This is a genomic window from Streptomyces zaehneri, assembly GCF_032248645.1.
GTDB classification, from domain to species: domain Bacteria; phylum Actinomycetota; class Actinomycetes; order Streptomycetales; family Streptomycetaceae; genus Streptomyces; species Streptomyces coriariae.
Genome location: NZ_JASTTJ010000017.1, coordinates 106934 through 125242, shown reverse-complemented (window position 1 = coordinate 125242; position 18309 = coordinate 106934). Strand labels below are relative to the sequence as shown.

General features: G+C 71.8%; 16 protein-coding genes. 7 read left to right on the top strand and 9 right to left on the bottom strand.

The annotated features are described in order from the left end of the window. Positions 1-14 precede the first annotated feature (14 nt). From QQM72_RS26080 to QQM72_RS26070, 3 genes are all read right to left on the bottom strand, one after another. A complete protein-coding gene (locus tag QQM72_RS26080) occupies positions 15-1091 on the bottom strand; it encodes a LacI family DNA-binding transcriptional regulator (RefSeq protein WP_314223278.1) in 1077 nt (358 codons plus the stop codon). A 256-nt stretch (positions 1092-1347) separates the two neighbouring features. Beyond that, positions 1348-1932: an isochorismatase family protein gene (locus tag QQM72_RS26075; RefSeq protein WP_314223277.1), complete on the bottom strand. Its 585-nt coding sequence runs from the start codon at positions 1930-1932 to the stop codon at positions 1348-1350. A gap of 97 nt (positions 1933-2029) precedes the next feature. Further along, complete coding sequence (locus QQM72_RS26070; RefSeq protein WP_314223276.1) at positions 2030-3376, bottom strand: nicotinate phosphoribosyltransferase; 1347 nt, start codon at positions 3374-3376, stop codon at positions 2030-2032. Between the two features lie 89 nt (positions 3377-3465). On the opposite strand from QQM72_RS26070, the gene clpS reads away from it, so the two are divergent. The 4 genes from clpS to QQM72_RS26050 all read left to right on the top strand — a co-directional run bounded on the left by clpS (position 3466) and on the right by QQM72_RS26050 (position 6772). After that, positions 3466-3831 (top strand): ATP-dependent Clp protease adapter ClpS, encoded by a 366-nt coding sequence (clpS, locus tag QQM72_RS26065; RefSeq protein WP_314223275.1) that lies wholly within the window; start codon positions 3466-3468, stop codon positions 3829-3831. Positions 3832-3842: 11 nt separating this feature from the next. Beyond that, positions 3843-4451, top strand: a complete 609-nt coding sequence (locus QQM72_RS26060) for a DUF2017 domain-containing protein (RefSeq protein WP_314223274.1) — start codon at positions 3843-3845, stop codon at positions 4449-4451. 320 nt (positions 4452-4771) lie between these two features. After that, complete coding sequence (locus tag QQM72_RS26055; RefSeq protein ID WP_314223273.1) at positions 4772-6205, top strand: amino acid permease; 1434 nt, start codon at positions 4772-4774, stop codon at positions 6203-6205. Positions 6206-6349: 144 nt separating this feature from the next. After that, entirely contained in the window at positions 6350-6772 is a 423-nt protein-coding gene (locus QQM72_RS26050) for a M67 family metallopeptidase (RefSeq protein ID WP_314223272.1), read from the top strand. Positions 6773-6803: 31 nt separating this feature from the next. On the opposite strand, the gene QQM72_RS26045 is transcribed toward QQM72_RS26050, so the two are convergent. Continuing rightward, positions 6804-7160, bottom strand: coding sequence for a hypothetical protein (locus QQM72_RS26045; protein WP_314223271.1), 357 nt, complete (start codon positions 7158-7160; stop codon positions 6804-6806). A gap of 182 nt (positions 7161-7342) precedes the next feature. Then, the gene (locus QQM72_RS26040; protein WP_314223270.1) at positions 7343-9691 is read right to left on the bottom strand and encodes an immune inhibitor A domain-containing protein; all 2349 of its coding nucleotides are present in this window, start codon (positions 9689-9691) and stop codon (positions 7343-7345) included. Between the two features lie 368 nt (positions 9692-10059). Between QQM72_RS26040 and QQM72_RS26035 the strand changes: the two genes are divergently transcribed. After that, positions 10060-10413, top strand: coding sequence for a hypothetical protein (locus tag QQM72_RS26035; protein ID WP_314223269.1), 354 nt, complete (start codon positions 10060-10062; stop codon positions 10411-10413). Positions 10414-10432: 19 nt separating this feature from the next. Here the strand turns inward: QQM72_RS26035 and QQM72_RS26030 are convergent, their stop codons facing one another. After that, a complete protein-coding gene (locus QQM72_RS26030) occupies positions 10433-11152 on the bottom strand; it encodes an RDD family protein (protein ID WP_314223268.1) in 720 nt (239 codons plus the stop codon). Between the two features lie 228 nt (positions 11153-11380). Further along, on the bottom strand, positions 11381-13141 hold the full coding sequence (locus tag QQM72_RS26025; RefSeq protein WP_314223267.1) for an RDD family protein: 1761 nt from the start codon (positions 13139-13141) through the stop codon (positions 11381-11383). A 273-nt stretch (positions 13142-13414) separates the two neighbouring features. Between QQM72_RS26025 and QQM72_RS26020 the strand changes: the two genes are divergently transcribed. Then, on the top strand, positions 13415-13891 hold the full coding sequence (locus QQM72_RS26020; RefSeq protein WP_314223266.1) for an SsgA family sporulation/cell division regulator: 477 nt from the start codon (positions 13415-13417) through the stop codon (positions 13889-13891). 105 nt (positions 13892-13996) lie between these two features. On the opposite strand, the gene QQM72_RS26015 is transcribed toward QQM72_RS26020, so the two are convergent. After that, positions 13997-15367 (bottom strand): FAD-binding oxidoreductase, encoded by a 1371-nt coding sequence (locus QQM72_RS26015; RefSeq protein ID WP_314223265.1) that lies wholly within the window; start codon positions 15365-15367, stop codon positions 13997-13999. 98 nt (positions 15368-15465) lie between these two features. Between QQM72_RS26015 and QQM72_RS26010 the strand changes: the two genes are divergently transcribed. Further along, on the top strand, positions 15466-16953 hold the full coding sequence (locus QQM72_RS26010; RefSeq protein ID WP_314223264.1) for a tetratricopeptide repeat protein: 1488 nt from the start codon (positions 15466-15468) through the stop codon (positions 16951-16953). Positions 16954-17129: 176 nt separating this feature from the next. Here QQM72_RS26010 and hppD read toward each other — a convergent pair whose 3' ends face one another. Further along, positions 17130-18275, bottom strand: coding sequence for a 4-hydroxyphenylpyruvate dioxygenase (gene hppD, locus QQM72_RS26005; protein WP_314223263.1), 1146 nt, complete (start codon positions 18273-18275; stop codon positions 17130-17132). Positions 18276-18309 lie beyond the last annotated feature (34 nt).

The window sequence follows — 18309 nt, the reverse complement described above, 5'->3', positions numbered from 1 at the left end:
ATGCCACCGTGCCGCTAGGCCGACGCGCGGCGCACCAGGCGGGTGGGGACGATCACGGAGGGCCCGTCCGGCGACCCTTCCGGCGCCCCTTCCGGCGACCCGTCCGGGGCGTCTTCCCGGGCGAGCAGCAGCCGGGCCATCAGCCGGCCCATCTCCTCGATGTCCTGGTGGACGGTGGTGAGCGGCGGGTCGGTCGTCTCGGCGATGGAGGTGAGGTCGTCGAAGCCGACGACGGCCACGTCCTCGGGGACCCTGCGCCCGCGCTCCCGCAGGGTCTGCAGGGCGCCGGACGCCATGAGGTCGGAGGCGACGAACACGGCGTCGAGGCCGGGGTGGCGGTCGAGGAGCGCGGCCATGGCGTCGGCGCCGCCCTGCCGGGTGTAGTCGGCCCGCTCCACGAGGGGCGGCGCGCCGGTGTCGCGCAGCACGTCCCGGTATCCGGCCAGCCGGTCCGCGGCGGAGTTCTCCTGGTCGTAGGGCCCGGTGACGGTCGCGATCCGCCGCCGGCCGAGGGCGACCAGGTGCTGGACGGCCAGCCGGGCGCCGCCGCGGTTGTCGCCGTCGACGTGGGCCTGGCCGGGCCGCACGGGGTCGCCGTCGCGCAGCAGCGGGCGGCCGCCGAACACCGCGGGCAGGCCGAGCCGGTCGATGATCTCGGCCAGCCGGTCGCCGGGGCGCAGGGAGAACAGGATCGCGCCGTCGACATGGCCGCCGCCGAGGTAGTCGGCCACACGCGCGTAGTCGTCGGGTTCCTCCAGGAACAGCAGGACGGCCTGGGCGCCGTGGAGTGCGAGTTCGCGGCGGATGCCGCGCAGGAGGAGGTCGAAGAAGGGGTCGATGAAGAGCCGGTTCTCGGGCTGGGCGGCGACCACGGCGACGGCGTTCGTGCGGTGGGTGACGAGTTGCCGGGCCCCCTGGTTGGGGACGTATCCCAGCTCGGAGATCACCCGGCGGACCCGGTCGACGACCTCCGCCCGGACCCGGGCCTCCCCGTTGATCACCCGGGACACGGTCGACTTCGAGACTCCCGACTGCCGGGCGACGTCTTCGAGCGTGGGCCGCCGTACGTGCGAGCGTTGCGTCAACACCATCTCCGTTGGGGCGAGTTGTACGTGCACCTTGCGGAAACGGTAACCGGCGGGCGGGGGCGGCGCCGGGGCCAGGGCCTGCCCTCGGGCGGGTCCTGGGGCGGGTCCGACCATGCGCGTCGGATCGGCGCGCGGCCTCTGATGCGGCGCGTCGCGAGGCGGCGGACCGCCCGCGTACCGGATGCACTCGGGTGATCCGACACCGCGGCGAGGCGCCGTGCCGGGCGTCGCGCGCCCGGCGGGGACGGTCGGACGGGCCCTAGACGACCGGCTTGCCCGTCAGTTCCACGCCGGCCGCGCGCAGTTCCTCCAGGGCCCGGTCGGTGCTCTCCTTGGCCACGCCCGCGGTGAGGTCCAGCAGGACCTGGGTGCGGAAGCCCTCGCGGGCGGCGTCCAGGGCGGTGGCGCGTACGCAGTGGTCGGTGGCGATGCCGACGACGTCCACCTCGTCGATGTGGCGGTCCCGCAGCCAGTCGCCCAGCGTGGCGCCGTTCTCGTCGGCGCCCTCGAAGCCGCTGTACGCGGCCGCGTAGGCGCCCTTGTCGAAGACGGCGTCGATGGCGCCGGAGGCGACGGCGGGCGCGAAGTTGGGGTGGAAGCCGACGCCCTCCGTGCCCGCCACGCAGTGCGCGGGCCAGGAGTGCACGTAGTCGGGGTTGTCGGCGAAGTGGCCGCCGGGCGCGATGTGGTGGTCGCGGGTGGCCACCACATGCCGGTATCCGGCGGGCGCCTGTCCGATCAGCTCGGTGATGGCGGCGGCCACGTCGGCACCGCCGGCCACCGCGAGGCTGCCTCCCTCGCAGAAGTCGTTCTGCACGTCTACGACGATCAAGGCGCGGCGCATGGTCGGTGTCCTTCGACTGAGGGTGAAGTAATTGAGCCTAGAGACTTTGTCGGTCCCGCGGGAGGGGGCGTCGCCCGGTGTGTGCCGGGCACACGCCCTAGTTACCCGACTGGTCCTGTACATACTCCGTGGGAATGACGGGTTCCCCGCGCGACAGCTGGGTCGCGGAGAGGGGCAGGCCGGCGCGGGCCGCGATGTGGCGGTCGCGGACGGCGTCCAGGGGCTCGCGGCCGACGACCTCGCCGCTCTTGAGCAGCTCGACGAGCAGCTGGTGGCCGGCCAGTGCGGCGGGGACGGCGCCGGTGCCGACGACCTCGGCCTCGGCCACCCCGTGCGCGTCGGGCCGGCGCGCCGCCCACTTGCGGCCGCCGATGGAGGTCTTGCCGCCGGAGGACTTCTTCGCCACCGGCACCAGCGGTGCCTGCGGGTCGGCGGATCCGGCGCGGGCGACCAGCTTGTAGACCATCGAGCAGGTCGGGTGCCCGGATCCGGTCACCAGCTGGGTGCCGACGCCGTACGCGTCGACGGGGGACGCGGCCAGCGAGGCGATGGCGTACTCGTCGAGGTCGGAGGTGACCACGATCCGGGTGTCCGTCGCGCCGAGCTCGTCGAGCTGCCGGCGCACCCGGTGGGCCACGAGGAGCAGGTCACCGGAGTCGATGCGGACCGCGCCGAGCTCGGGTCCGGCGACCTCGACGGCCGTCCGGACGGCCTCGGCGACGTCGTAGGTGTCGACGAGCAGGGTGGTGCCGCGGCCGAGCGAGTCGACCTGGGCCTGGAAGGCGTCCCGCTCGGTGTCGTGCAGGAGGGTGAAGGCGTGGGCGCTGGTGCCCACGGTGGGGATGCCGTAGCGGAAGCCGGCGGCCAGGTCGGAGGTGGTGGCGAAGCCGCCGATGTAGGCGGCGCGGGCGGCGGCGACCGCGGCCAGTTCGTGGGTGCGGCGGGCGCCCATCTCGATCAGGGGGCGCTCGCCCGCGGCGGAGGACATCCGGGAGGCGGCGGCCGCGATCGCGGAGTCGTGGTTGAGGATGGAGAGGATCACGGTCTCGAGGAGCACGCACTCGGCGAAGGAGCCCTCGACGCGCATGATCGGCGAGCCCGGGAAGTAGACCTCGCCCTCCGGGTAGCCCCAGATGTCACCCGAGAAGCGGTATCCGGCGAGCCATTCCAGGGTCTCGTCGTCGACGATGTTCCGCTCGCGCAGGAAGCCGAGGACGTCCGCGTCGAACCGGAGGTTCTCGACGGCGTCCAGGACCCGCCCGGTGCCCGCGACGACGCCGTAGCGCCGGCCCTCCGGCAGCCGCCGGGTGAAGACCTCGAACACGCTGCGCCGTTCGGCCGTGCCCGCTTTCAGGGCTGCCTGGAGCATCGTCAGTTCGTACTGGTCCGTGAAGAGCGCCGTCGACGGAACTTCCACCGGCAGCCCAAGGTCCGCAACGTCCAATTAACTCACCCAGTCCGTGACTCTCCGGCAACCCCAGGCGCGGCCGGGGGTCCGGGGGTTGTCCCCCGGTATGTGCAGCATGGCAATGGATGCTACTCCCTTTTCGTCGGTGTGACGATTTCCCGGATGCGTGGCAGCATGGGCTTGTGACGTCACCCGCTCCCCTTGAGATCGAACGCACCGAGTCGGCGGAGGAGGTCTTCGCCGTACCCGAGCCGGACGTCCCCTGGGTCACGATCGTGCACAACGACCCGGTCAACCTCATGAGCTACGTGACGTACGTCTTCCAGTCGTACTTCGGGTACAGCAAGGACAAGGCCACCAAGCTCATGATGGACGTCCACCACAAGGGCCGGGCCGTCGTCTCCAGCGGTTCGCGCGAGGAGATGGAGCGCGACGTGCAGGCGATGCACGGATACGGCCTGTGGGCCACCCTCCAGCAGGACCGGAAGTAGCCTCCCCTCCTATGCCTGGACACTTCGAACCGCTCCCCGGCGGCGGCGCGGCCGTCGCACTCGACGACGTCGAGATCTCCATCATCCGGTCACTGGCCGTGCAGCTCCTGGAGCTCATCGGCCCCGGTCCGGCCGAGGACGCCCCCGACGACCCGCTCGCCGAGCTCTTCGCCGACGGGCCGAGCGAGCCTCCCGCCGACCCGGTGCTGCGCCGCCTCTTCCCCGACGCCTACACCGACCCGGAGGGCTCCCCGGGGCCCGAGCGGGCGGGCGAGCAGAAGGCGCACTCCGCCGAGTTCCGCCGCTACACCGAGAACGACCTGCGGGCCGGCAAGCGCGAGAACGCCCTCACGGTGGTCCGCTCGCTGGACGCGCTGGCCTCCGAGGCGGCCGGCGCGGGCGGGGCGGTGCTGAAGCTGACGCCGCAGGAGTCCCAGCAGTGGCTCCGCGCGCTGAACGACCTGCGCCTCGCGATCGGCTCCCGCCTGGAGATCACCGACGAGGACGACACCGATCTCCTCTACCGGCTGCCTGACGAGGACCCGCGCAAGCCGATGGTGATGGCGTACCTGTGGCTGGGCGGGCTCCAGGAGACCCTCGTGACGACGCTTCTGCCCTGATTCCTTCGCTTTTTTGTTCGCTCAGAGGACGCTCAAATCCGGATAACGATCGCGTCAACGCGACGGCCGGGAGTGTCCTCTTTGTGTCTCGTTCATCCGCTTCTTCTTGTGTCGTGCGCCACAGCGCGCCCGGTTGATCAATATTGCGGGCGTGATAAATCTTCACGACCGCCCGGCGAACACCATCCGCATGTTCGGCCGGGTGCGCCACCGAGCCGGTTGATCGCCGGCCAGGCATCGCTCCATCAATCCGGGGGGATCGAAACCCGATCCGAGGCCGACGAGAGGCCCGGTTCGGCATGGAGAAAGGCGCACCACACATGACCTCCGAGAAGGTCACTGACACCGCTGTCACTGACACTCCCGAAGAGGGATACGAACGCGGACTCGGCAGCCGCCAGGTCCAGATGATCGCCATCGGCGGCGCCATCGGCGTCGGGCTCTTCCTGGGCGCCGGGGCGAACATCGCCAAGGCCGGCCCCAGTCTCATCCTGATGTACGCCCTCGCGGGCGGGATCATCTTCTTCATCATGCGGGCGCTGGGCGAGCTGCTGCTCTACCGCCCGGTCTCGGGTTCCTTCGCGGAGTACTCGCGCGAGTTCCTCGGCCCGTTCTTCGGCTACTTCACCGGCTGGACGTACTGGCTGATGTGGGTCGTCACCGGTATGGCCGAGCTGACGGCCGCCGCGATCTACGTCAACTACTGGTTCCCGGCCGTCCCCCAGTGGGTGACCGCACTGGTCTTCCTGGTGATCCTGTTCGGGGTCAACCTGATCTCCGTGAAGCTCTTCGGTGAGCTGGAGTTCTGGTTCTCGATGGTGAAGGTCACCGCGCTGATCGGCATGATCGTCATCGGCCTGGGCGTCCTCACCTTCGGCTTCAGCAGCGCCGGCGACACGGCCGCGGTCTCCAACCTGTGGGCCTTCGACGGCTTCTTCCCCAAGGGCGTCGGCTCGTCCCTGATGACCCTCCAGGGCGTCATGTTCGCCTACCTCGCGGTCGAGCTGGTCGGTGTCACGGCAGGCGAGTCGCAGGACCCGGAGAAGACCCTCCCGAAGGCGATCAACACCCTTCCGTGGCGTATCGCGCTGTTCTACGTCGGCGCGCTCACCGTCATCCTCTGCGTCGTGAAGTGGACGGAGTTCGCGCCGGGCGTGAGCCCGTTCGTCGAGGCGTTCGCGAAGATCGGCATCCCGGCGGGCGCCGGCATCGTGAACTTCGTCGTGCTGACGGCGGCCCTGTCCTCCTGCAACTCGGGCATGTACTCCACGGGCCGGATGCTGCGGAACCTGGCCGACAGCGGCGAGGCCCCCGCGGTCTTCCGCAAGCTGTCGTCGACGAAGACCCCCGCCTTCGGCATCACGGTCTCGGTGCTGTTCATGGGCATCGGCGTGATCCTGAACTACGTCGTCCCCGAGAAGGCCTTCGGCTACGTCACCTCGGTGGCCACCGCGGCCGGCATCTGGACCTGGCTGATGATCCTGATCAGCCACGTCCTGTACCGCCGCGCGGTCGTCGCGGGCCGGCTGCCCGCCTCGTCCTTCCCGGCCCCGGGCGGCTCGGCGTTCAGCTGGGTGGCCATCGCCTTCCTGCTCTTCGTCACCGGCCTGATCGCGTACGACGCCGACTCCCGGGTCTGCCTCTACGTGATGGCGGGCTGGGCGGTCGCGCTCGGCATCGGCTGGGCGGTCCTGAAGGGCCGCAACCCGGAGATCACCGAACGGCGCGAGCCGGAGTTCGAGAAGGTCGGCTGACCGACCGGTCGACCACCCCCGGGACGTCCGGCCGCAGGGAGCACTCGTGGCGCCCCCTGCGGCAGCCGCTCAGGACGTCCGCGATGTGGGCCGTTCCGTACCACTCCTCGGTACGGAACGGCCCCTTTGCTTATCCTGGCGACCATGCTGACCATCACCCAGGCCCTGCACGACCAGATCGTCGCCCACGCGCGCAAGGACCACCCCGACGAGGCGTGCGGCGTGGTCGCGGGTCCGGCGGGCACGGACCGCCCGGAACGTTTCATCCCGATGCTGAACGCGGCCATGTCGCCCACGTTCTACGAGTTCGACTCGGGCGACCTGTTCAAGCTCTACCGCGAGCTGGACGACCGCGACGAGGATCCGGTGATCATCTACCACTCCCACACCGCCACGGAGGCGTACCCGTCCCGCACGGACATCTCGTACGCGAACGAGCCGGGCGCGCACTACGTGCTGGTGTCGACGGCCGACACGGACGGCGGGGGCGAGTTCCAGTTCCGCTCGTTCCGCATCGTGGACGCGGTGGTCACGGAGGAGGAGGTACGGGTCGTCGAGGCGTACTGAGGCGCGCAGCGCGTTCCGGTGGCCCCCGCGGCTATGCCGCCGCCGCGCCCCGCAGCAGCGAGCGGATGGGGCGCCACAGCTCCGGTACGGCCACGACGCCGATCGGGACACCGCCTCCGGGGGCCGTGCGCCAGATCAGGCCGTCCGGGTGGTGGAGCACCGCCGTGACCTCGTCCGGGGTGGGTGGCGCCGCGTTGCCGCGCAGGTAGACGGCCCGCAGGCCCAGGTTGCGGAGCCTGGTCAGGGCTCGGGCCCGGTTCCGGGCGTGAACCAGCACGCGGACGTCCGTGGAGGACCCTGGGAGGCCCTCTCGGGCGGTCGGGCTGGGCAGGTTCAACGCCACCACCACCATGCCGTCGGGCAGCTTGCAGAAGCCTCCTGCGGCCATGCGGTCACACCCCCGTGCGCGTCGGTATCGAGGTCGTCGCCGGGGCCGGCGCCGAGGTCGCTGTCGATGTCGGTGTCGATGCAGGTGTCAATAAGAAGGGCACAGGAGGCACCTAAACACGATCGGCGGCAACCCGCCAGAGGGGTTGCCGCCGATACGCGTCTGACCTGCTAAAACGTCGACTACTTGGTCGACGGACCGACCTTCACCTTGATCGTCGAACCGCTGAGCGGCTCATTGACGATCTTGATCGAGGTGTTGGTGTCAGTGACCTTGACGCCCGCGAGCGGGGTCGTCGCGTCGTAGTACGTGGACTTGCCGTCGTCGAAGACCGGGACACCCGGACGCGACTTGATCTTGACCGCGACGTCCGCCCTGTGCAGCGTGATCGCGTCCGTCCGGTACTGGCTGAACGGCGAGTCGAAGCTCTGCAGACGGGCGTTCATCACGGAGCCGTCGGCCCACTTCAGCGCGGTCGGGTGCGAGTCGACCGGAAGGATCAGGCCCTCACCCGGGTGCTGGCTGGTGTTGTCGTCCGCCTGCGAGGTGTCCCACTTCCAGATCAGCAGGCCGTTCTGGTAGGCGTAGTGCTCCACCCAGTCGGGCCGGGTCGTCGAGAAGCCGAAGTTGTACGGGCCGACCTTGAGGGTCTTGTCGTACGACACGTACTGGCGGTTCTCGGCGATGTAGTACTGGGCGTAGTCGTCCGTGATGGACGCGCCGATCCGGGAGAAGCCGGTCGCCGTCCACGCCGCGTCCGCGGTCTCCGCGTTGTCGGAGAACAGCGTGGCGCCGTCCGCCGTCACCTTGATCTCGTCGGCCGCGAAGCCCTTCTGGGCCACGCCGCCGTCGGTGGCGTAGCGGAAGCGGAGGCTGATCTTCTGGCCCGCGTAGGCGTTCAGCGGGAAGGTCAGCTTCTGGTAGGCGTCGACCGTGCCGGTCAGGGCGGGCTTGCCGCTGCCGTCGCGCGGGACGGCGCTGCCGTCGGCCAGGGTGCCGTCGATCGGCGTCCAGTTGGCGCCGTCGGTGGAGACCTCGGTGTACAGGTAGTCGTAGTCCTGCTCGATGTCCCACCAGCCGTCCAGGGACAGCGAGGCCGACGTCCTGCCGGTCAGGTCGACCGCGCGGGTCAGGGTGTTGCGCAGGTCGTCGCCGCTGCCGCTCCACCACTGCGTGGCGCCCTCGGCCGGGGCGACCACCTCGGTGGTGACCTCCTTCTCCGGCAACTGGACCACGAGGGCCTGGGCGTTCTTGGTGTTGTACTCCGCGACGCCCAGCGTGTGGGTGGACTTCACGCCCGCCTTGGCGACGTCGTAGTCCAGCCAGCCCAGCTGGAGCTTGTCCCAGGCGTTCATGTCGCCGGGAAGGTCGCCGATGGCCTCCTTGCCGGTGCCGAGCCAGGAACCGGACGACATCAGCGTCCAGAAGCCGGTGGAGTTCTCGCCGCCGCCGGAGGTGTCGTACTCGTCCGGCAGACCGAGGTCGTGACCGTACTCGTGCGCGTAGACGCCGAGTCCGCCGTTCTCCGGCTGGATGGTGTAGTCGCCGACCCAGATGCCGGTGTCGCCGACCTGGGCGCCGCCGAGCTTGTTGGTGTCCGGGCCGGTGGAGCCGGCGTCGGTGCCGAAGGCGTACCAGCGGTGTGCCCAGATGGCGTCCTCGCCCTGGGCGCCGCCGCCCGCGGACTCGTCCTCACCGGCGTGCACGATCTGGAAGTGGTCGATGTAGCCGTCGGACTCGTTGAAGTCGCCGTCGCCGTCGTAGTCGTAGCGGTCCCACTGGTCGAACTCGGCCAGCTCCGCCTTGATCTCGGCGGCGGTGGCGCCGGCCGCCTCACGCTCGGCGACCCAGGCGTTGACGCCGTCCTGGACCGCGTACCAGGCGCCGGTGGAGGCGCTGTTGGAGCCGTACCGGGCCTCGTTGTACGGGACCTTGACCCAGTCGGTCACCTCGCCCTCGACCGAGTAGCGGCCCGAGGACTGCTTCTCGTAGTACTTCTTCAGCGACTCGGTGTTCTTGCCGGTGCCGAAGTACAGCTCCTGGAAGTGCTTCTGGTTGTAGTCCGCCTGCCAGGCGGTGGAGTTGTCCTTGCTGCGGTCCGGCGCGGCTATCCGGTTGTGCAGCGGGCCGGCCGTGCCGCCGTAGCGGCTGTCGACCTGGTCGCCGAACTCGACGAGGATCGTGAAGATCTTGTCGGTCTTCTCGCGGCCGAGCTCGACGTACTTGCTGTCGCCCTTCCGGCTCTTGAGCTGGACGACCTTCGAGCCGTCCCGGTCCTTGACCGACGCCTCGCCGGATATGACCTGCTCGATGGCCTCCTCGCGCTGCGCCTCCTGGGTCTTGCTGAGCGGGCCGTCGAAGTCGTGCTCCTTGGCCTTGGCCGGCTGCGGGTCCTGCCGGTCCACCGCCGGGGCCTTCGCCGAGGTGTTGTCGGCGGCCTGTGCCACGGCGAACGTCGAGAACGTCGCCGAGGCCGCCGCAAGGGCGACGACCGTGGCGGCCGTCCTGAACGTCCAGGATCTACTGGTCACTTGATGTCCTCCCACGCACGCGTCCGGACGCGCGGAAAGGGGGGATCCCTGTCAAGGAAGGTCCGCGCGCTGTTATACGCGTGTAGTCAAGTGACGCCATTTGACTACTGGTTTACGAGAAAAGACAGACCTTGACTTGAACAAGTCAACTGCATTATTGGGAGTGCGTGTTCGCATTGCGGACATGCGACTGTAACGTCGCGGAGGCCTCGACAGGCGCGCGGGACAGTCCACTTGATGGACGTCATGACTCCGTGCGCCCCCTGTGCACCGGCACCGTGGGTTAGGTCACGCTTACCGTTCGTTCCGCTCGGGCATGCAGCCGAATAGAGTCGAGACCGCCCCCGCTTCCGAGGACACCGATTGCCATGCCTCGTCCGACTGTCGCACAGCTCACGTACGGTTCCTGCACCGTCATCTGCTCGACGCTCGCCATGCTGCTGCTGTCACAGACGAGTTCGGGCCCCGGCATCGCGGTCGTCGTCGTCGCCGCGGTCGCGCTCGGCGTGCTCGTCGCCATGACGGTGCCGGTGCCGAAGCCGTCCAGGGCCCCCGTGGCCCGCTCCGCGAACCGATCCGTGATCCGATCCGCGGCCCGCTCCACGGCGAGCGTGCCCGCGGGCCGGCCCGTCACCGTTCCCGTGCGCTCCCCCGTGCACGCGTCGGTCCGGGCTTCGGTCGCCTCCGCATCCGAGCCCGTCCGGGAGCCCACGGCCCCCTGAAGCACGCGCGCAGGCCGGCTCACCGCGTGCTGACCACCACCGTCTTGGCCGCCTTGTCGTGCAGACCCTGCTTGTAGGGCTTGTCGAAGTAGCTCCAGCCGCCGCAGACCGCAGTCCACACACAGGCGCAGCAGAACGCGAACGGCACCCACAGCACCAGGGCGCGGATCAGCGAGGTCTGCGCGGAGGGCGTGGAGCCGTTGTCGAGGTTGGCCACCCGCATGCCGAGCCACTTCTTGCCCAGCGTCTGGCCCGACTTGGCGGTCAGGATCGTGTCGTACGCGACGTACAGGATGGCGGCGAGGAGTTCCCGCCCGAAGGTCTTGCCGAACTCGATGTCGTCCGCGTCCACCGTGTACTGCGCGACCCCGAAGGCCCAGGCCAGCAGGGACACCACGATGAAGACGAGGATCATGTCGATGATCCGGGCCAGCGTGCGCTTGCCGCTGTCGGCGAGCGGGGGCATCCCGGAGAGCGGATCGGCCGGGTAGCCGCCGTAGGGGTCGCCGCCCTGCGGACCACCGCCGTACGGGCCGCCACCGAACGGCGGGGGCTGACCCGACCCGCCGCCGTACGGATCGCGCGATGCGTCGTACGGCGAGCCCTGTCCCGCACCGGACGGGGGCTGCCCCTGACCGTACGGGGGCTGCGGGGGCTCCTGTTGCGGGGGCCGCTTCCTGAACGGGTCGTCCTCCGGCGGCTCGCCGCCGCCGGAGCCGGGGGGCGGTTCGGTGGTCATGCCCCCGAGTCGACCGCGAACCCGCGGACTCCGCATCCGGCGAGCGGCCGTCCGGGGGACGGGGTGCCGGGTACGAAGGTGCGGGCGTAAGGGGCTGCGGGCGTAAGGGGCTGCGGGCGCACCGGGGTGCGGGCGTAGGAGGCTGCGGGCGCACCGGGGTACGGACGTAGGAGGCTGCGGGCGTACGGGCTGCGAGGGTCCGGGGCCGTGCCGGTACAGATGTGGGGGTCAGCCGGCGACGAACGTGTGCGCCGCCTTGTCGTGCCAGCACTGCCGCCACGGCTTGTCGAACAGACCCCACACGACGCCCACCACACCGACGACGAGCAGACCGGGCACGCTGTAGACGAGCCAGCGGCCCAGCGCCGCCCGGAAGGACGGGGGTTCGCCGCCCTCGATGTCCCGCACCTGGAGACCGAACAGCTTCTTGCCCAGCGTGCGGCCCCACTTCGCGGTCGGCACGGCCTCGTACACGATCCCGAAGACCAGCAGCACGGCGAGGACGATCCCGAGGTACACGGACGTCGTGCCGTCGAGCAGCCAGACGGTGACGGTCTCTCCGGTGAGCTTGGCGGCCTCGACCTTCGCGGTCACGTGGTCGAGGGCCCTCACTCCCAGCGGCACGGCGGCGGCTGCCGTGACGGCCGCGACGACGAGCGTGTCCACGAACCGGGCGGCCAGCCGCTTGCCGAGGCCCGCGGGACGGGCCTCGGACGCCCGCCGGGCGGCCGCCTGGAAGATGTCGTCGACCGGCGGCTTCCAGGGCACGACGGGTCCGTCCTCGGCTCCCGCGAGCTGGTGCACCTGCTGCGCCCAGGAGGACTGTCCGCCGCCGGGACCGGCGGCCATCGGCACGGCGCCCTGCGGGGGCTGCGGCTGAGGGCCGCCGGCTTGCCGGGGCACGCTCGGAGCGCCCTGCTGGGGGACGGGGGCGGGCGCGGGCGCCTGGGCGCCGGGCTGCGCGGCCGGCTGAGCACCGGGCTGCGCGGCCGGGGAACCCGATGGACCCTGCGGAGCCGGAGCCGGAGCCGGAGCCGGAACGGGCGCGGGGGCGGGGGCGGGAACAGGGGCGGGGGCGGGGGCCGGTGCGGCGGCCGCGACGTGTGCCGGGCCCTGCGGGGCCGGGCCGCCCGGGGTCTGACCCGCCGCCGCACGCTCGGCGGCCGCCTTGCCGGCTCCGAAACCGGGCTTGGCGGGGGCGGCGCCGGGTCCGGCCGGCGCCCCGACCGGACCCTGCGCGCCGAAGGCGGCGGGGGCGGCCGAGGCGGGGTCGCCGAACCCGGAGGGCGCGGGGGTGCCGGGGGCCGACGCGGGGCCGGGGCCCTGGGCGGCGGCGGGGAACGCGGGCGCGTTGCCCGCCGGCTGCGCGCCGTCCCTGTGGCCCGTGCGCGGGGCCGGCGCGCGGAAGGTGACCGTGCCCTCGTCGGGGACGAGTCCCGGGGGGCCGGAGGTACCGGACGCGGGGGCCGCGGGGCCGCCGCCCGCCGTCGGCCGGCGGAAGACGAACGTGCCCCCGGAGACCACGTCCCCGGCGCCGGCACCCTCCTCCGGTTCCGCGGGCGGGATCGTCGACGTGCCGTCCGTGCTCGTGGACAGGCCCTCGGGCTGCGCCGGGGCGGGCGAGGGCACCCTGGGGTCGGCTCCCTGCGGGGCGCCCCAGGAGACCCGGCGGTCCTGGTCGCCGCCGAAGCCGGACTGGTGGGCGCGGTCGGCGCCCCACGCGGAGGCGGGCTCGGGACGGCCGCCGTACGGGTCCGCCGGTGCCGGTGCCGGGTCCTCGTCGAAGAAGTGCGGGCCGGTCTCCTCCACGGAGGCCGGCGGAGAGCCGGACGGGGGCGTGAGCGGGCGGCCGTCGGAGGGCGCCGGCCGACTGGTGCCCGGTACCCAGGAGGCACCGTTCCAGTACCGGACGTATCCAGGGATGGACGGGTCCGGGTAGTACCCCTCGCGGGGCCTGTCGTCGCCGGGTGCCGGGGTTGGGGCGCTCATGTCCGTCGTCCCGTATCTGCTCGGGGGTGGGATGGGGGGCTCCACATCTATCAGACCGACGCAAGCCCCACTGCCAGTCCTGTCGGACCCGCCCCTTTCCGGGCAACCCCGTGCACGCTCTTCACACGTTCGGAACGCCTGCCGCAGCACGGGGCCGGAACCCGTCGGAAAAAGTTCTCCGAACCCGCGTAATGCTTCCGGGCCGGGCCGCTCTCCACTCGTACGGGCCCACCGCGGGTCCGCGCGAGGTCCGGTCTCGAGAGGGGAACCGACATGCATCACACCGTGGTGGAACGCGAACTGGAGCTCAAGCTGGTCCTGTCGCCGGAGCGCAGCATCCCGGTCCCGGCCCGGCTGGCCTACCGCAGCGACGACCCGTTCGCCGTCCACGTCGCCTTCCACGTCGACTCCGAGCACCCGGTCGACTGGACGTTCGCCCGTGAACTGCTCGTGGAGGGCGTGTTCCGGCCGTGCGGGCACGGGGACGTGCGGGTGTGGCCGACGAAGGTGGAGGGGCGCGGCGTCGTGCTGATGGCGCTGAGTTCGCCCGACGGGGACGCACTGCTCGAGGCGCCCGCGGCGCAGGTGTCGGCCTGGCTGGAGCGGACGCTGCGGGTGGTGCCGCCGGGGACCGAGGCCGGTCGGCACGGCATCGACGACGGTCTGGCCGAGCTGCTCGCCCCGACTCCCGCGGACGACCTGTGGCTGTGCGACCCGTGGCCGTCGGACGAGTCCGTGGACGGGGAGTGAGACGCGGCACCCCGGGTCGCGGTCGCGGTCCCGGTGGCGGTCGCGGTCGCGGTCCCGGTCCCGGTCCCGGTGCCGGTGCCGGTCGCCGTCGCCGTCGCGGCGGTGTCAGAACAGTTTGCCGGGGTTGAGGATGCCCAGCGGGTCGAAGGCCGCCTTGACCGCCCGCTGCATCTCCACGCCCACCGGGCCGATCTCGCGCGCCAGCCACTCCTTCTTCAGCACGCCCACGCCGTGCTCGCCGGTGATGGTGCCGCCGAGTTCCAGGCCGAGGCCCATGATCTCGTCGAAGGACTCGCGGGCGCGCCGGACCTCGTCGGGGTCCGCCGCGTCGAAGCAGACCGTGGGGTGGGTGTTGCCGTCGCCCGCGTGGGCGACGACCCCGATGGTCAGCCGGTGCTTCCGCGCGATGCGCTCGACGCCCTCGAGCATCTCGCCGAGCCTGGACCGGGGCACGCACACGTCGTCGATCATCGTCGTGCCCTTGACGGCCTCCAGGGCGACGAGCGACGACCGCCGTGCCTGGAGCAGGAGTTCGGACTCGGCGAAGTCGTCGGCGGGGACCACCTGGGTGGCGCCTGCCGCCTCGCACAGCGCGCCGACGGCGGCGAGGTCGGCGGCCGGGTCGGGGGTGTCGAAGGCGGCCAGCAGCAGGGCCTCGGTGGTCTCCGGGAGCCCCATGTGGGCCAGCTCGTTGACGGCTCGGACCGTCGTACGGTCCATGAGTTCGAGGAGGGACGGGACGTGTCCGCCGGCCATGATCCGGCAGACCGCGTCGCAGGCGGCGGCACCGGAGGCGAACTCGGCCGCCAGCACCAGTTGCCGCGGTGGCTGCGGCCTGAGGGCGAGGACCGCCCGGACGACGATGCCCAGCGAGCCCTCCGAGCCCACGAACAGGCGGGTGAGGTCGTATCCGGCGACGCCCTTCGCCGTGCGGCGGCCGGTGGTCATCAGGCGGCCGTCGGCGAGCACGACGTCCAGGCCGAGGACGTACTCGGCCGTCACCCCGTACTTGACGCAGCACAGTCCGCCCGACGCGGTGCCGATGTTGCCGCCGATCGTGCACGTCTCCCAGCTGGAGGGGTCGGGCGGGTAGTAGAGACCGTGTTCGTTCACCGCGCGGGAGAGCGCCGCGTTGACGACGCCCGGTTCGACGACGGCGATCCGGTCGACCGGGTTGATCTCGATGATCCGGTCCAGCTTCGTCAGGGAGAGCACGACGCAGCCCTCGGAGGCGTTGGCGGCCCCGGACAGTCCGGTGCGGGCGCCCTGCGGGACGACCGGGACGCGCAGCTCGGTCGCCGTGCGCATGACGTGCTGGACCTCTTCGACGGTGCGCGGCAGCACCACGGCGGCGGGGATGCCGGCCGGGCAGAAACTGGCCATGTCGTTGGCGTAGGAGCCCGTGATGTCCGGGTCGGTGAGGACGGCCTCGGGGGGCAGGCCGACGAGCAGACGGTCGACGAGGTGACGGCTCATGATCACAGGTTCGCACCCGGGGCCATCGGTGTGAACCCCGTCCGCCCGGCCCTTCGGCTGACGTCATACGGTCGTCGTACTGACGCACAGTGAGCGCCATGGAGAACAGCGCCATGGAGAACGCGGAGCGCGCCGCCGAAGAGCGCACCGCCCCCGAAGAGGCCGCCGCGGGCGACGCGGCTCCCGCGGCCACCGGCACGGTTTCGCGGCTGCGTCGGCGGCTTCTCGTCGGCTCCCTCGTGGGGTGTCTCGCGCTGGGCGGCGGGGTGCTGCTGTACCTGCCCGGTGGGGAGCCCGCGGCGCGGCGGGCGTCCGCGCCGGCTCCGGGGGCGCAGGCGGGCACGGCGGTCCGTGCGGGGGTGCCGGCCGCGCTGCCGGATCTGGCGGTGCTGATCGACGAGCGCGAGAGCCGGGTGCGGGCGCATCCGCGGGACGCGCGCTCCTGGGCGGTGCTCGGCACGGCCTACATCGAGCAGGGCCGGCGCACCGCCGACGCCGCCGCCCTGTACCCGAAGGCCGAGCAGGCGTTGCGGACCTCGCTGAAGGTACGCCCGAAGGCCAACGCCGAGGCCCTGGACGGTCTGGCGGCGCTGGCGAACGCGCGGCGTGACTTCCGGGCGGCCCTGTCCTTCGGCGAGGCGGCGCGCAAGCTGGCGCCGAAGCGCTGGACGACGTACCCGCAGCTCATCGACGCGTACACCGGGCTCGGCGACTACAAGAAGGCCCGCAAGGCCCTCGACTCGTTGACGGCCTTGCACTCCGGTCCTGCCGTGCGGGCGCGGGCGGCGGGCGTCTACTGGGACCGGGGCCGGCGTGAGGACGCGCAGGCCGCGCTGGCCGACGCGGCGGCCGGTGCCTCCTCCCCCGCCGAGCAGGCGGCCTGGCTGGAGCGGGCCGGGCAGCTGGCCTGGGAGCGCGGCGAGCGGGCGGACGCCCTGCGGCACTTCCAGGAGGCGGTCAGGATCGACCCCGACCAGCGGGCCGCGCAGGCCGGGCAGGGGCGGGCGCTGGCGGCTCTGGGGCGGACGTCGGAGGCGTTGAACGCGTACCAGGTGGCGCTCGCCAGGCAGCCGTCGCCGGCTTACGCGCTGGAGCTGGGCGAGCTGTACGAGTCGCTGGGGCTCACGCAGGCGGCGCGCGTGCAGTACGACCTGCTGCGGACCCGGGTGCGACAGGACGCGACGGGCGGGGTGGACGGGGAACTGGTGCTCGGCCGGTTCGAGGCCGACCACGGGGATCCGGCCTCGGCGGTACGGCGGCTGCGGGCCGAGTGGCGACAACAGCCGGGGATCGCGGTCGCCGACGCGCTGGGCTGGGCGCTGCACCGGGCCGGGGACGACAAGGAGGCGCTGAGGTTCGCCGTGATCGCCACCGACCGGGTGCACGGGGGCGCCGTGCACAGCGCGCCGTACATGTACCACCGGGGCATGATCGAGCGGGCGCTGGAGCTGGCGGGGCCGGCCCGGCGGCACCTCCAGGAGGCCTTGCGGATCAACCCGTACTTCTCGCCGCTGCTCGGTCCGGTGGCCCGGACGGCGCTGGCCCGGCTGGGCGCCGAGCCGGCCCCGGCCGAGCTGCCCGAGTAGGGCTCGCACCGCCGCCCGCCGGCACCGCCGCCCTCCCGGTCGGCGCGTCGCGGGTGGCCGGCGCGTCGCGGGTGGCCGGCGCGTCGCGGGTGGTCGACGCGTCGCGGGTGGCCGGGGCGTCGGGGGTGATCAGCGCCGGCACCCGTGATCAGACCCGTTACGCGTGGTCAGCGCCGCTACAGGTTGCCGCGCTTCTCCTGCTCGCGCTCGATCGCCTCGAACAGGGCCTTGAAGTTGCCCTTGCCGAAGCCCATCGAGCCGTGCCGTTCGATGATCTCGAAGAAGACGGTCGGCTTGTCCTGGACCGGCTTGGTGAAGATCTGGAGCAGATAGCCGTCCTCGTCGCGGTCGGCGAGGATCTTCAGCTCGCGCAGGGTCTCGACGGGGACGCGGGTGTCGCCGACCCACTCGCCGAGGGTGTCGTAGTAGGAGTCGGGGGTGTCGAGGAACCGGACCCCGGCCGCCCGCATCGTCCGTACCGTCTGCACGATGTCGCCTGTGTTGAGCGCGATGTGCTGGACGCCGGCACCGCCGTAGAACTCCAGGTACTCGTCGATCTGGGACTTCTTCTTGGCGATGGCGGGCTCGTTGATCGGGAACTTGACCTTGAGCGTGCCGTCCGCGACGACCTTCGACATCAGGGCGCTGTACTCGGTGGCGATGTCGTCGCCCACGAACTCCTTCATGTTCGTGAAGCCCATGACCTTGTTGTAGAAGCCGACCCACTCGTTCATCCGGCCGAGTTCGACGTTGCCGACGCAGTGGTCGATCGCCTGGAAGGTGCGGTGGGCGGGCGGTTCGACGATCGGCTCGGCGGCGGCGAAGCCGGGGAGGTAGGGACCGTCGTAGCCGGAGCGGTCGACGAGGGTGTGGCGGGTCTCGCCGTAGGTGGCGATCGCGGCGAGGACGACGGTGCCGTGCTCGTCCTTCAGCTCGTACGGCTCGGCGACCGAGCGGGCGCCGTGCTCGATCGCGTAGGCGTACGCGGCCCGCGCGTCGGGGACCTCGATGGCCAGGTCGACGACGCCGTCGCCGTGCTCGGCCACGTGCCGCTCGAGGAAGTGGCCGTGGCTGGTGGCGGCCTTGATGACGGAGGTCAGGACGAAGCGGGCCGAGCCGTTGGTGAGCACGTACGAGGCGGTCTCGCGGCTGCCGGTCTCCGGTCCGCAGTAGGCGACCAGCGTCATGCCGAAGGCGGTGGAGTAGTAGTGCGCCGCCTGTTTGGCGTTGCCCACGGCGAAGACGACCGCGTCCATTCCCTTGACCGGGAAGGGGTCGGCCTGCCGGGCGGTGTCGGGAGTGTGGTGTGTGGTCTGCGTCATGGCCGAAGCCTCGCGCCGGGCAGCAAGGTGCGCA